16 protein-coding genes are annotated in these 14264 nt (G+C 33.7%); 11 read left to right on the forward strand and 5 right to left on the reverse strand.

The window, feature by feature from the left end; all coding sequences use genetic code 11:
* Positions 1-8 precede the first annotated feature (8 nt).
* The 4 genes from ABDW27_RS09460 to ABDW27_RS09475 all read right to left on the reverse strand — a co-directional run bounded on the left by ABDW27_RS09460 (position 9) and on the right by ABDW27_RS09475 (position 2689).
* Entirely contained in the window at positions 9-668 is a 660-nt protein-coding gene (locus tag ABDW27_RS09460) for a hypothetical protein (protein ID WP_343695663.1), read from the reverse strand.
* Positions 669-1336: 668 nt separating this feature from the next.
* Entirely contained in the window at positions 1337-1474 is a 138-nt protein-coding gene (locus ABDW27_RS09465) for a hypothetical protein (protein ID WP_343695664.1), read from the reverse strand.
* A 141-nt stretch (positions 1475-1615) separates the two neighbouring features.
* The gene (locus ABDW27_RS09470) at positions 1616-2029 is read right to left on the reverse strand and encodes a DUF1842 domain-containing protein (protein ID WP_343695665.1); all 414 of its coding nucleotides are present in this window, start codon (positions 2027-2029) and stop codon (positions 1616-1618) included.
* A gap of 327 nt (positions 2030-2356) precedes the next feature.
* A complete protein-coding gene (locus tag ABDW27_RS09475; protein WP_343695666.1) occupies positions 2357-2689 on the reverse strand; it encodes a hypothetical protein in 333 nt (110 codons plus the stop codon).
* 390 nt (positions 2690-3079) lie between these two features.
* On the opposite strand from ABDW27_RS09475, the gene ABDW27_RS09480 reads away from it, so the two are divergent.
* From ABDW27_RS09480 to ABDW27_RS09510, 7 genes are all read left to right on the forward strand, one after another.
* Entirely contained in the window at positions 3080-3583 is a 504-nt protein-coding gene (locus tag ABDW27_RS09480) for a MarR family transcriptional regulator (protein ID WP_343695667.1), read from the forward strand.
* A gap of 56 nt (positions 3584-3639) precedes the next feature.
* Positions 3640-4029 (forward strand): hypothetical protein, encoded by a 390-nt coding sequence (locus ABDW27_RS09485; protein ID WP_343695668.1) that lies wholly within the window; start codon positions 3640-3642, stop codon positions 4027-4029.
* Positions 4019-4378 carry a hypothetical protein gene (locus tag ABDW27_RS09490; RefSeq protein ID WP_343695669.1) on the forward strand — a complete coding sequence of 120 codons (360 nt, stop codon included), beginning with the start codon at positions 4019-4021 and terminating at the stop codon, positions 4376-4378. The genes ABDW27_RS09485 and ABDW27_RS09490 overlap by 11 nt, the downstream gene beginning before the upstream one ends.
* Positions 4379-4383: 5 nt before the next feature.
* The gene (locus tag ABDW27_RS09495; protein ID WP_343695670.1) at positions 4384-4770 is read left to right on the forward strand and encodes a hypothetical protein; all 387 of its coding nucleotides are present in this window, start codon (positions 4384-4386) and stop codon (positions 4768-4770) included.
* 70 nt (positions 4771-4840) lie between these two features.
* Positions 4841-5623: a fatty acid desaturase gene (locus tag ABDW27_RS09500; RefSeq protein WP_343695671.1), complete on the forward strand. Its 783-nt coding sequence runs from the start codon at positions 4841-4843 to the stop codon at positions 5621-5623.
* A 10-nt stretch (positions 5624-5633) separates the two neighbouring features.
* Positions 5634-6542 (forward strand): TIGR01777 family oxidoreductase, encoded by a 909-nt coding sequence (locus ABDW27_RS09505; RefSeq protein ID WP_343695672.1) that lies wholly within the window; start codon positions 5634-5636, stop codon positions 6540-6542.
* Positions 6543-6684: 142 nt separating this feature from the next.
* Positions 6685-7140: an SRPBCC family protein gene (locus tag ABDW27_RS09510; RefSeq protein WP_343695673.1), complete on the forward strand. Its 456-nt coding sequence runs from the start codon at positions 6685-6687 to the stop codon at positions 7138-7140.
* 205 nt (positions 7141-7345) lie between these two features.
* On the opposite strand, the gene ABDW27_RS09515 is transcribed toward ABDW27_RS09510, so the two are convergent.
* Complete coding sequence (locus ABDW27_RS09515) at positions 7346-8152, reverse strand: hypothetical protein (protein WP_343695674.1); 807 nt, start codon at positions 8150-8152, stop codon at positions 7346-7348.
* A 195-nt stretch (positions 8153-8347) separates the two neighbouring features.
* On the opposite strand from ABDW27_RS09515, the gene gcvP reads away from it, so the two are divergent.
* The 4 genes from gcvP (at position 8348) to ABDW27_RS09535 (ending at position 14203) form a co-directional block, all read left to right on the forward strand.
* The gene (gcvP, locus tag ABDW27_RS09520; protein WP_343695720.1) at positions 8348-11197 is read left to right on the forward strand and encodes an aminomethyl-transferring glycine dehydrogenase; all 2850 of its coding nucleotides are present in this window, start codon (positions 8348-8350) and stop codon (positions 11195-11197) included.
* Between the two features lie 342 nt (positions 11198-11539).
* Positions 11540-12598 carry a ketoacyl-ACP synthase III gene (locus tag ABDW27_RS09525; protein ID WP_343695675.1) on the forward strand — a complete coding sequence of 353 codons (1059 nt, stop codon included), beginning with the start codon at positions 11540-11542 and terminating at the stop codon, positions 12596-12598.
* A gap of 141 nt (positions 12599-12739) precedes the next feature.
* Positions 12740-13267: a methyltransferase gene (locus ABDW27_RS09530; protein WP_343695676.1), complete on the forward strand. Its 528-nt coding sequence runs from the start codon at positions 12740-12742 to the stop codon at positions 13265-13267.
* Between the two features lie 87 nt (positions 13268-13354).
* Positions 13355-14203 carry a glycosyltransferase family A protein gene (locus tag ABDW27_RS09535; protein WP_343695677.1) on the forward strand — a complete coding sequence of 283 codons (849 nt, stop codon included), beginning with the start codon at positions 13355-13357 and terminating at the stop codon, positions 14201-14203.
* Positions 14204-14264: the final 61 nt, after the last annotated feature.

The following is a 14264-nucleotide window of genomic DNA, read 5'->3' on the forward strand; positions in this document are numbered from 1 at the left end:
TCTTTTTATTATTCAGCAGGTCCAAACTGATGTAAAAAAATCGCCGGATCATTTGGATTCAAACAAGTCAGGTTCCCCATTGTAACAGTTCTTCCATCTTTGTTTTTTCCGCTGATCATGATATTTTTCAATCCTGTTCTTAAGGTTCCTACACGATCACCGCCTCTTACTTCAACCCCCATTTCATGAGGTGTACCGGTTCTGGTGGCAATAATATTTCCGGATGCGTTTTCTATTAGTAATACTTCGCCAATTGCCGGAGGAGGAAATGATTGCGTAACGGTAATATCCGTAAGCGGCCCCAGTGTAATGTATTCTGGCAGAACTTCTGTATTTACAGCATCTAACTCCGGTTTAAGAAGGCGAATAGTTCTTCCGAACTCCGGATTATCCCCTGCATTAGTACAGAACATCCACGGAGTTGTAAAAGAAGTTCCGTCTTCTGTCTGCCCTATGGCTACATAGCGCTGATGTACTTTAAGCGGTGTTATCTGAGTTGCTGATTTAAGATCAAGATTGTAAAATACAGAAGTGATAAGTGTTCCAACAGCGTAGGTTCCGCTGGCTCCTTCAATCACCGGAAGAATAACAGGGCCAACACCTCCGCCTTTCCAGTCTATATAAGGATATACGTTAACGTTTTTAACTTTTTGTGGTATAGGTTGCATAATAGTTGAATTTTGGGTCTTACTCATGAGGCTTTTCGGGTTCCGCCTTCGCTTTTTTCTGTGCGAAACAGCTCGTTTTTTTTAGTGGGGTCTGCTCCACTATTTCTGTTTTTAAGTAATCCAAAAAAGTTTTTATCTGCATCATAAAAATTGCTGTCAGTAAAAATCAAATTGAAATACTTTATAAAATAAATTCCGCCGGCTGTTTTTATTTTACAAATTAAAATTACACTTGATAAACAGATATTTACACCAAAAATGTTACCAACAGAATATTTTTTGTTATGAAACAGAAAAAACAAGCCATAAGATTATTCTTAAAAATCAATACACCTTTAGATAAGTTTTTATTTACAATTTTATAATATCGAATCATTGAGTTTTATTTACAGTTAATGCTGTAAAACCGATTTTAGTAATCACAAAACAATGGAAAATCAGGTTAAAAAAAATCCCTGTCATAACATGTTGGTTATAACAGGGAACTCCGTCAAAAAAATAAAATAGTACTTAGGGTTTTATATTTGGAATATAACTGCAGCAGAAACTGCTTAGAAATAATTGGTTGAAAAAACCTTTTTAATTGTTCGAGTTTTTTGACTTCAATATCTTCAATACGTTTTCTTTTGAAGCAGGTGCGGACATCTGATCATTTAGAGACCTGTTGTCTAAACAGCAGCTGAAGCAGTATGCTTTAATGGTACTCCCATTTTTTCCATCATTTTTTCTTTATTCAGAAAAAACAATAAAATGAATGCTATTATAAAAACAAACAGTAAAGTGATAATGATAGGCTTTCTTTTCATTTTCTTGTAATTTATTTTTTGGTAATAAAAAAGGCCGACTCTAACAGACGGCCTTTTCAAATCAAAACTGTAACCAAATCAGGAACCAAATAAATCCTGATTATTTCATGCTTCGAGTGGTTTAAATTTGGGGTCTTTTTTTTAAGCCAACTCTGCTTGTAAAACCGGTGTTGCTTTTACAGGAACATTTTCTACATTGTTCTGGTAGTATGAAAAACCTCCAGTTCCGTTCCACGCTCCATCGATAGCTAAATGAGCATCAAAATTTGCTAAAAAAGCTCCAATTGCCGGTGGAGGGAAAGAGTGAACGTATTGTCCTTGTAAACTTACTACCTGAGTAAATTGTCCAAATCCTGTTGCATAAATTTTTCCTGTTACCGGAACTACAATATTTCCATCAGGACCACTAATAGCCTGAGTAATTACTACTGTACCAGAAACAGAATTTTGTGATGGTACAACAACTAAACTAAATGTTGCGATTGGAGCACCTGGTGTTCCTACATTTCCTATTGTGCCTTTTGCTAAATAAGCACCTGCTAATAAATCTGACATAACTTTTTGTTTTTGGATTTTCCTACTCATAAGGCTTTTCGGTACCGCCTCGTTTTTTCAAGTGGGTTCTGCTCCACTTATGGGTTACATTATTACTTAAAAGTCTTTTAATAAACATATTAAGCAATAACATTTGGGACTATTACTACATCAAAACTATATTGAATAAGTAGACTTAATTAAAAAAATGATGCAAAATGGAGTTTCTTTGACATAAAACAGGCTAAGATTGACACGAGATAATTTTACCCGTAAAAACACCTGTTTAAACAAAAAAACCACTAATATTTTATCGTAATATCAGTGGTTTTTAAACTTATTTAGTTACTATGAGCTCACTCCATCTAAAGCTAAATGGTTAGAAAGTGTAGTTCCGGAGCAAGTATAATCAGCTACAGATGAATTTCCTGACTGATATGTAAATGCCTGCTGCGCCTGATTGTCGTGTCCTGCCATAACCCAGATTTTCATCCAAAGTATTGATCCGTCTGGAACACCAAGACTTCCCGGGTCTGTCGTGTACGATTGCCCTAAAAGTTGATTGCCCGTTTGAGAAGAGCTTTGTAATTGACCATTTGAGTCTAAGTAAACAAACTCTGTTCTGCAAACATATCCTCCTTGTTGATTTAATTTAAATTTTCCTACGGTTTGAATTGCCATGATGATTAATTTTTAAAATATTATGACCTACTCTGTTTCTGCTTTTCGGTTTTCGCAGTCGCTTTTTCTGTGCGAAACAGTTCACTTAAGTGGTTTAATTCAATTTTGTTTGATTTGTCGTTTCAGGTAAAAAGTCATAAATTTTATTTTTCAACTTGAAACAAACTCTTAGAAAAAGATTGCTAGCTATTTCAATTTTCTATTTCAAAATTATAGCAGATGTTTTTTTCTGATAAAAAAATTGCCGCAGAATAGGCAATATTGGTTATCAAGTAATTAAATTCAATACATGAAACCTAATTTTATTTAATCTAAAAACAAATAAAAAACAGCTCACACAAACTTTCAATTATTTTTGAAAGTTTAAAAACTTTTATTTACTTTTGAACTATGGAATTCAAAGAAGCAAAAAATAAGTTTGTACAAACCTGGGGAGCATTAGGTTCTCAATGGGGAATTAATAAAACGATGGCACAAATCCACGCTTTATTAATGGTCTCAAACGAAGCTGTTTCTATGGAAGACATTATGGAGGAATTGCAAATTTCGCGCGGAAACGCCAGCATGAACCTAAGAGCATTGATGGATTGGGGAATTGTTTATAAAGAATTTAAGGCTGGAGAACGTAAAGAATTCTTTACTGCCGAAAAAGATTTAGATGAACTAGCTGCAAAAATCTCCAGAGAAAGAAGCAAAAGAGAAATTAAACCGGCTCTTAAAATCTTAAAAGAAGTTTCGACAATCGAAGCGAATAATTCGGAAGAAGAAAAACACTTTGTTGATCAGACAACTAAACTTTATGACTTTGTTTTAAAAGCTGATAATATGTTGGACAAAATGACTGAATTTAACGAAAACTGGTTAGGAAAATTGGTTATCAAAATGATGAAATAAAAAAATTTAATCAAAACTTTCATTTTTTTCTGAAAGTTTAAAAACAACAAACAGTTATGAAAACACTTAAATTAATCAACAAAATTGCATTATTTACAACCTTAGTTTTATTTCTAACAGTATATCTTGGAATGTTGGCACAAATACCTTTGGGAATTATTCAAGTAGTTTCAGCTATTATTTTAACTGTAAAAACGTATCAGAATTCAGATTATGCTAAAAGAAACTTATCTATTTATTGGATAGCAGCAATCTCTGAACTTACATTGTTTCACATACAACATTATTATTTCCCAACCTCAAATGATGCAGTTGAATGGTCTCTAATGGTAATTTTTCCAATGTCAATTGCTATTTATTTTTACATCATAATGAGAAAAATAGTAAACGAATATGAATACAATCATGAAATAAACATTCAAAATAATAAAAGTTATGAACCTTAATATTATTGGATATCTAATCTACCTCAGCATTACGACTTTCATAATTCTAAGAGTTGGCAAAATCTGCTACAAAAACGGAAATATTTATGTTGCAGATTTAATTCCTAATCATTCAGAACTCTGCCATAAAATCAATCAGGTTTTGCTTTTAGGATATTACCTTTTAAACATTGGGTATTGTGCAATGACTTTAATCTCCTGGCAGAAAATTATTTCCTCAACTCAATTGATTGAAACAATCTGCATCAAAACTGCTGTTATTATTTTTATTATTTCAATTCTCCATTACCTCAACATTTTAATTATAACAAAATACATTCAAAAACTAATTCATAACAACAAAAACTAAATATTATGGAAACTACAAAAATCTTAATCGGTTACGGAATTTATTTACCAGTTGCTTTATTCCTAACCTATTACGTTTCTAAAATACTTTTTAAAAACGGAAAAATCTTTATGCTTGACATTTTTAAAGGCCGCGAAGAAATTGCAGAAGCCACTAACAAACTTTTTGAAACCGGATTTTATCTTTTAAACATAGGTTTTGCCTTAATGATCTTAGAATTACAATTAAACAACGATACATATCAGGAATTAATTGAAAATTTAAGTTACAAAATTGGCGGTTTTTCTATCTATCTTGGTATAATGTTATTCTTCAATTTATATTTCTTTTTTAGAGGAAAAAGAAAAGCTAAAGAAGCTCAAAGAGAAGAAAGATTAGTTTTTAAAGCTTAATTCTCCTTACGAAACCCGACAGGTTTTTAAAAACCTGTCGGGTTTACAAATAACTTTAAACCATAAAAAAATGACACATCAGGAAATACTCAAAAAAGTGGAATGGAAAGATTTAAAAACGCTTACCATCAAAGAAATGCTGGTTGAAAACAACTTAACAATTCCGTGGTTTTTAATTTCTATGACCCTTGCTTATTTTGGATATTATTTATTAGCAATTCCATTTTCAGCATTTTTCTTTTTAGCCGGATTGAGACAAGTTCATAATGGTTTTCATAATTCATTGGGAACTAATAAATTCCTGACATGGTTTACACTTTATTCAAATAGTATTTTACTGATAGTTTCAATTCATGCCGTTAAATTTAATCATATCCGACACCATAAATATTGTTTGTCTGATGAAGATTACGAAGGAAAATCAGCCCGAATGACTTGGTATGGCGCTATTCTTTACGGACCAATTCACATGTTTTTGATTCATAAAGTAACGCTGCAAAAAGGAAATAAAAATTATGTCAAAAATGTAATTTTAGAATTGGCTTCAATTGCAATTGTAACCTTTATAGTTTTCTACTTTCAAATTCATTTCCTTATTTATCATATTATTATAATGGTTTTCGCCGAATTTTTAATGGCTTTCTTTGCTGTTTGGACAGTGCATCACGATACGGAAGATTCTCCGGAATTTGCCAGAACACAGCGAGAAGGCTGGAAAAACAAAATTACTTTCAGCATGTTTTATCATTTAGAACATCACTTATTTCCGGCTGTTCCAACAATTAAACTTCCTGAATTAGCAAGAAGAATTGATGAAGCACTTCCTGATATGGAAAAAAAGAAGACTTTTTAAATTGTAAAAAATGAAAAAACTCGTAATCGCAGCCGGAACAGGATTTTTAGGAGAAGTTTTAGTCAATCATTTCAAAGATAAATTCGAAGAAATCATAATTCTGACCCGAGGAAAATCTCGAACAGTTGACCGAATAAAATATGTAAACTGGAATGCCAGAACTTTTACAGGCTGGCAAAAGGAATTAGAAAATGCTACAGTTTTAATTAATCTTGCAGGAAAATCTGTTGATTGTCTTTATACTAAAGAAAATAAAAAAGAGATTTTATGGTCAAGAATTGAAAGCACGAAAATTTTAAATAAAGCAGTTTTAAATTGCAAAAATCCGCCAAAACATTGGCTGAATTCATCAACGGCAACCATTTATCGTTTTTCTTTAGACAAACAAATGGATGAAATTGACGGCGAAATCGGAAATGACTTTTCTATAAATGTCGCACTTTCTTGGGAAAAAGCGTTTTTTAAAACCGAAACTCCAAATACATTAAAAACGGCTTTGCGAACTTCTATAGTTTTAGGCAAAAATGGCGGTGCTTTGATTCCGTTGAAAACTTTGGCTAAAATTGGTTTTGGAGGAAAACAAGGAAAAGGAAATCAGTTTGTAAGCTGGATTCACGAAGAAGATTTTGCGAATGCAGTTGATTTTATAATTGAAAAAGAAATTATCGGAATTATAAATGTAGTTTCACCAGAACCAATTCGCAATGTAGATTTTATGCAGAAACTGAGAAAAGCTGTTGGATTTCCTTTCGGAATTCCATTGAATAAATTTTTTCTGGAAATTGGAGCATTTTTTATTCGAACTGAAACTGAACTGGTTTTGAAAAGTAGAAATGTAGTTCCGAAACGACTTTTGGATAATGGGTTTGAATTTAAGTTTGGAGATATTGACAAGGCTTTTAAATATTTGACAAATTGAATATTTTTTCAATATTGTCATTCTGAGGAACGAAGAATCTCCACGAGAAGCTCGCCAAAGATTGGATTCGCATTGTAGAGTTACTTACGAAGATTCTTCGTTCCTCAGAATGACAAGATTGCGCAAAAACAAACTTAAATCAATGACAACAATACATCTCACAACCAAAATAAAAGCACCAAAACAAATCGTTTTCGACGCTTCAAGAAATATCGATATTCACCAGCAATCTGCGAGCCCAACAAAAGAGAAAGCAATTGCCGGCGTAACTTCTGGTTTAATAAATTTAAATGAAACGGTAACTTGGCGCGGCAAACATTTTGGATTTTACTTAACACACAAAACCCGGATTCCGGTAATGATTTTCTATGATTATTTTGTAGATGAAATGGAGGAAGGAAAATTCAAATCGTTCAGACATGAACATATTTTTGAGGAAGAAAACGGCGTAACAACCATGAAAGATGTATTACAATATGAAACTCCGTTTGGGATATTCGGAGAACTTTTTGATATTTTATTTTTAGAAAAACATCTTACTAATTTTCTTTTGGAAAGAAATAAAGTTTTGAAAGAAGTTTCGGAAAACCATAATTGATAATTGTTTGGATTTTATTTCACGCAGATTCAAACAGATTTTCGCAGATTTTGCAGATAAAAAAATTCAATTGCCTCCAGTTTTAACTGGAGGCAAATTATATTAAACATTCTTGGCTTTAGCCAAATGAAAAAGTTTGGCTAAAACCCTTATTCGAGATATTTCTTTAACCTCCAGCTAAAGCTGGAGGCAATTCATTTTTGTTTTAAAAAAACACAAGCATCAACCACCAAAAAATGGGCACACTTTCGACCCAAAAGGAAGTATAATATTTGGAGCGTTCTGTATTGGCAAAGAAAATAAAAAGCATTAAAGTTACAACCATAATAAGGTTGATAATAAGATCGTGAACTGTAAAAGACAAAGTTCCTAAAACCCAAAACGGAACTAAAAGTGAAAATCCCAAAATCTTAGTTCGTTTTACGCCAATGGTCTGCGGAACAGTTTGCAAATGCGGATCATCATTAGCTAAATCTAGAATTTCGAAAACCAAAATAAGCACAAAAACCAAAACAAAACGCTGAATGCATTTTATAAAAAAGTTGGCTGTAAACGGAATTTCGGCATTTATATACGGTAAAACCAAAGTCGCTCCCACCCAGCAAAGTGCTACGATATAAATTTTAACGCCTGCCCAGTTTCGGGCATTTTTTCTGTTTGGAAAAAACGGTAAAGTGTAAAGTGCTGTTATGACAAAAATCACAACAGAAACTATTTGGGTAATCAGCTTTAAATGAAAAAAATAGTATCCCACTAAAATAACCGAGATGAAACTCAAAACGGCAATAATTTTCAGCTGAGTTCCAATCGGATTTTTCTTTACCCGAACCAAGGCATCATATTTTACGAAATTATATCCTACAATTGTTCCGAAAAAAACAAACAACGCCATTGGCTCATCATATTGAATATGAAAGAAATGAAATGTGATTCGAACCAAAGCATAACACGATAAAGCCACGTGAATGCTGCTGTTTAAATAAAAATCTAATATTTGTTTTAGAAGTTTCATGCCTCAAATCTAATCAATTGGTAACAAATCAACTCTTTAGTTAGAAATTTGATAAAAATTGAAGTTAAAAATACCTATTAAATTATTAATAATACTTAATTTTGCGCCACAAAAAAACAACACATTTACTTTTAAATGTTATTCGCACCTTATAACCGTGCAGAATCGCATTCATTTAAAACATTAGATAGCTACATGAAAACAGATGCTTTTGCTTTAAGACACATTGGTCCAAGAGAAACTGATCTTCAGCACATGCTGAAAACTATTGGAGTTGATTCGATTGAACAACTTGTTTACGAAACCCTTCCGGACGATATTCGTTTAAAAGCGCCTTTGAATTTAGACCCTGCTATGACAGAATTCGAATTTGCAAATCATATTCGCGAATTAGGAAAGAAAAACAAAACATTTAAATCATACATTGGCTTGGGTTATCACCCAACTATTGTTCCGGCTCCAATTCAGAGAAATATCTTCGAAAATCCAGGATGGTATACAGCTTATACGCCTTACCAGGCAGAAATTGCTCAAGGTCGTCTTGAAGCGATTTTAAATTTCCAAACAACTGTTATCGAATTAACAGGAATGGAAATTGCAAACGCTTCTTTACTTGATGAAGGAACTGCTGCTGCAGAAGCAATGGCTTTGTTGTTTGACGTTCGTACTCGTGACCAAAAGAAAAACAATACACACAAATTCTTCGTTTCTGAAGAAATTTTACCTCAAACTTTATCAGTTTTACAAACGCGTTCGACTCCAATCGGAATTGAATTAGTTGTTGGAAACCACGAAACATTTGATTTTTCAAATGAATTTTTCGGAGCGATTTTACAATATCCAGGAAAATACGGTCAAGTAAACGATTATAGTGCTTTTGTTGCTAAAGCAAAAGAAAACGAAATCAAAGTTGCATTCGCAGCAGATATTTTATCATTGGCAACTTTAACTTCTCCAGGAGAAATGGGAGCTGCGGTTGTTGTTGGAACAACACAACGTTTTGGTGTACCAATGGGTTACGGTGGTCCTCACGCTGCTTATTTTGCAACTAAAGATGAGTACAAGCGTTCTATGCCAGGTCGTATCATCGGAGTTTCTGTTGATGCAAATGGAAACCGCGCTTTACGTATGGCTTTAGGAACTCGTGAACAGCACATCAAACGTGAAAAAGCGACTTCTAACATTTGTACTGCTCAGGTATTATTAGCAGTTATGGCTGGAATGTACGCAGTTTATCACGGGCCAGAAGGATTGAAATACATTGCAAATAAAGTTCACGCATCTGCGGTTACTACTGCCGAAGCTTTAAATAAATTAGGAGTTTATCAAACCAATACAGCTTACTTTGACACGATTTTAGTAAAAGCTGATGCTCAAAAAGTAAAAGCTGCTGCTGAGAAAAACAAAGTAAACTTCTTCTACCCTGATGCTGATTCAGTTTCGATTTCGTTAAACGAAACAACTTCAGTTGCAGACATCAACCAAATTATTGCGATTTTTGCTGAGGCTTTAGGAAAAGAAACTGTTACGGTTTCTGAATTAACTTCTGCAAGCCAATTACCGGCTTCATTAGAAAGAACATCTTCTTTCTTAACGCATGATGTTTTCAACAATCATCATTCAGAAAGTCAGTTAATGCGTTATATCAAAAAATTAGAGCGTAAAGATTTATCATTGAATCACTCAATGATTTCATTAGGTTCTTGTACAATGAAATTAAACGCAGCTTCAGAAATGCTGCCTCTTTCAATGCCAAACTGGAACAGCATTCACCCGTTTGCACCAGTTGACCAAGTAGAAGGTTACCTTACAATGCTTAAAAAATTAGAGCAGCAATTAAATGTAATTACTGGATTTGCCGGAACAACTTTGCAACCAAACTCAGGAGCTCAAGGAGAATATGCTGGATTAATGGCCATTCGTGCTTACCACATGTCAAGAAACGAAGGTCACCGTAATGTATGTTTAATTCCTTCATCGGCTCACGGAACAAACCCTGCTTCTGCAGCGATGGCTGGAATGAAAATCATTGTTACGAAAACGACTCCAGAAGGAAACATTGACGTAGAAGATTTAAGAGAAAAAGCGATTGAACACAAAGATGATTTATCTTGTTTAATGGTAACGTATCCTTCTACTCACGGAGTTTTCGAATCTTCAATTATCGAAATCACAAAATTAATCCACGAAAACGGTGGATTAGTATATATGGATGGTGCAAACATGAACGCACAAGTTGGATTAACAAATCCTGCTACAATTGGTGCTGACGTTTGTCACTTAAACTTACACAAAACATTCGCTATTCCTCACGGTGGTGGCGGACCTGGAGTTGGACCAATCTGCGTGAACGAAAAATTAGTTCCGTTCTTGCCTACAAACCCAATCTTAAATGTTGGTGGCGAACAAGCGATTACAGCTATTTCATCTGCACCTTACGGATCTGCTTTAGTTTGTTTAATTTCTTACGGTTACATCACTATGATGGGAGCTGAAGGATTAAAAAGTGCTACAGAGCATGCTATCTTGAACGCAAACTACATGAAAGCACGTTTTGAAGGTCACTATCCAATTCTTTATACAGGAGAATGCGGAAGAGCAGCTCACGAAATGATTCTAGATTGCCGTTCATTTAAAGAAAACGGAATCGAAGTTGGTGATATCGCAAAACGTTTAATGGATTATGGTTTCCACGCTCCAACGGTTTCTTTCCCAGTTGCAGGAACTTTAATGATTGAGCCAACAGAATCTGAAGATTTAGCGGAATTAGATCGTTTCTGCGATGCGCTTATCTCAATCAGAAAAGAAATCGAAGCTGCAACTGCTGATGACAAAAACAATGTATTGAAAAATGCACCTCACACATTAGCCATGTTAACTTCTGATTCTTGGGATTTCCCTTATTCTAGAGAAACAGCGGCTTATCCATTAGATTACATTGCTGACAATAAATTCTGGCCATCTGTTCGTCGTGTAGACGATGCATACGGTGACAGAAACTTAGTTTGCAGCTGTGCTCCTATTGAAGCATATATGGAAAACTAAGAAATTCGTTTTTTTATACATATTTCAAACCCGACAGGTTTTAAAAACCTGTCGGGTTTATTTTTTTGTTTTAAGTCGACACTTTTCCTTTTTATAACATTCCTTTCAATTCTTCTTATTTTTATAACATTCTAAAATAAAACAGTGAAATAAAAATAAGCTCACTAATCAATCTCAAACGTTTGAAATCTCGTAAAAATTAAAAAATCATTAGAAAATAACCATTATATCATCCAAAAAATCGTTATTTCACAATTATATGCGTGCATAGTATTTTTTATGATAGTTATCATATTTTTATTTATACTTTAGCATGAAATTTATCGGATAATTAAGGGAAAAATGAAAATAAAAATTATTGGTATTGGGAGCTACATTCCTAATTTAGAAGTTAAAAATACAGATTTTGACAAGCATATTTTTTTGAATGAGGATGGAACTCCTTTTGGTTATCCGAATGAAGTCGTTATTAAAAAATTCAAAGGCATTACCGGAATCGAAAACCGCCGTTATGCTGAATCTCAATACAATGCCTCTGATTTAGCCTTTTTTGCAGCCGAAAAAGCAATTGCAAATGCAGGAATTGATGCCGAGACTTTAGACTACATTATTTTCGCCCATAATTTTGGTGATGTAAAAAACGGAACACATCAAACTGATATTCTGCCAAGTTTAGCAACACGAGTTAAAAACAAATTAGGGATTAAAAATCCTAAATGTGTGGCTTATGATATTTTATTTGGATGCCCGGGCTGGATTGAAGGTGTTTTGCAAGCGAATGCATTTATCAAATCGGGAATGGCAAAAAGAGTTATGGTAATTGGTGCCGAAACTTTATCAAGGGTTGTCGACGACCACGATCGTGATTCTATGATTTATTCAGACGGTGCCGGAGTTTCAATTTTAGAAGCTTCTACTGATGAAGCTGGATTGTTATCTTACGAAAGTGCCACTTTTGCAAATGACGAAGCGAATTATCTTTTCTTCGGAAAATCATACAATCCAGATTTAGACCCAGACATCAAATATATTAAAATGTACGGCCGTAAAATTTACGAGTTTGCCTTAAGCAATGTTCCGTGCGCTATGAAAAGCTGTTTAGACAAAAGCGGTATTGATATAAGCGAAGTGAAAAAAATCCTGATTCATCAGGCAAATGAAAAAATGGACGAAGCGATTATCGAACGTTTCTACAAACTTTACGATAAAACTGCTCCTAAAGATATTATGCCAATGAGTATTCATGATTTAGGAAACAGCAGTGTTGCAACCGTTCCTACTTTATATGATTTGATTTTACAAGGAAAGATCGAAAACCACGAAATCAATAAAGGCGATGTTCTAATTTTTGCTTCAGTTGGAGCTGGAATGAATATTAATGCTTTTGTATATCGATACTAGTATTTAGTCGCAATTTACACTCGCAGTGACCAGTTCTACAAATTGTAAACTGCGACTTTAAACTGAAAACTAAAAAAAGTCCGCATCTTATAGTGCGGACTTTTTTAGTATATTTGCGCCTTTGTTGTTAAAAACTATAAAATGTACGAAAAAACGTTTCCGAATAAAAGATTTAGACTTACCCTTGAATTTTTAAAAAAGCACGTTAACACATCTGAAACTATTTTTGATTTTGGTGTACCAAATCCATTTTCTAAAATAATGGAAGAAAACGGCTATACAGTAAAAAACACCAAAGGCGAAGATTTAGATAACGATCATACTGCTTTACAAACAGAAGAATATACCGTTTTTACAGCATTTGAAATTTTCGAACATTTACTAAATCCATACACGGTTTTAGAAAACGTAAAATGTGATAAATTATTGATTTCAATTCCGTTGCGTTTATGGTTTTCGTCAGCTTATCGTTCTAAAACGGATATGTGGGACAGACATTATCACGAATTTGAAGACTGGCAGTTAGACTGGCTTTTAGAAAAAACGGGATGGGAAATTACTGATCGACTTCAATTTACACATCCGGTGAAAAAGCTTGGACTTAGACCATTATTACGATATTTCACTCCAAGATATTATATTGTTGTGGCAGAGAAAGTAAAGAAATAAGATTGCAGATTAACGATTTTAAATTTTTGATTTTAGATGACTTCCACACAATCTAAAATCTAAAGTCTAAAATCTAAAATTTTCTAAATGAGATATTACATCGTTATTCCCGCACACAACGAGCAAGATTTAATTGGCCTTACTTTACAATCTTTGGTTTCTCAGACTGTGCTACCATCAAAAATTGTGGTTGTTAATGATAATTCGACTGATAAAACGGAAGAAGTTGTTTTAGGATTTGCAAAGGATAATCCTTTTATTTCTGTTGTAAACAAAACTTCGGATGCAATTCATTTACCGGGAAGCAAAGTAATTCAGGCATTTCAAAAAGGTTTTGAAACTTTGGATGCTGATTATGATATTATTGTAAAAATAGACGGTGATTTAATTTTTCCTCCAAATTACTTTGAAACTATAATCAAACATTTCGAATCTGATGCTAAAATCGGAATGGCTGGCGGATTCTGCTACATCGATAAAAACGGCGAATGGGTTTTAGAAAACCTAACCGATAAAGATCACATTCGCGGAGCGCTAAAAGCGTACAGAAAAGAAACATTTCAGCAAATTGGCGGTTTAAAACCTGCAATGGGCTGGGATACCGTTGATGAATTATTGTGTAAATATTACGGATGGAAAATTGTTACTGATGAATCTTTACATGTAAAACATCTTAAACCAACAGGTGCCAATTACAACAAAACGGCCCGCTATAAGCAAGGTGAGGCTTTTTACACTTTAGGATATGGTTTTTGGATTACAGCAATTGCATCGGCAAAATTGGCGATGATGAAGAAAAAACCATTTCTGTTTTTAGATTACATTAAAGGTTTTTTGAAAGCCAAAAAAGCCAAAACGCCTTTATTAGTAACTCCTGAACAAGCTAAATTTATTAGAAATTATCGTTTGCAGAAAATGAAACAAAAGTTAATTTGATTGCCAAAACAGTCGAAAAAACTGAACTCATAACTCATAACTCATAACTTCTTTTTACCTT

Source organism: Flavobacterium sp. (assembly GCF_039595935.1).
Taxonomy (GTDB): domain Bacteria; phylum Bacteroidota; class Bacteroidia; order Flavobacteriales; family Flavobacteriaceae; genus Flavobacterium.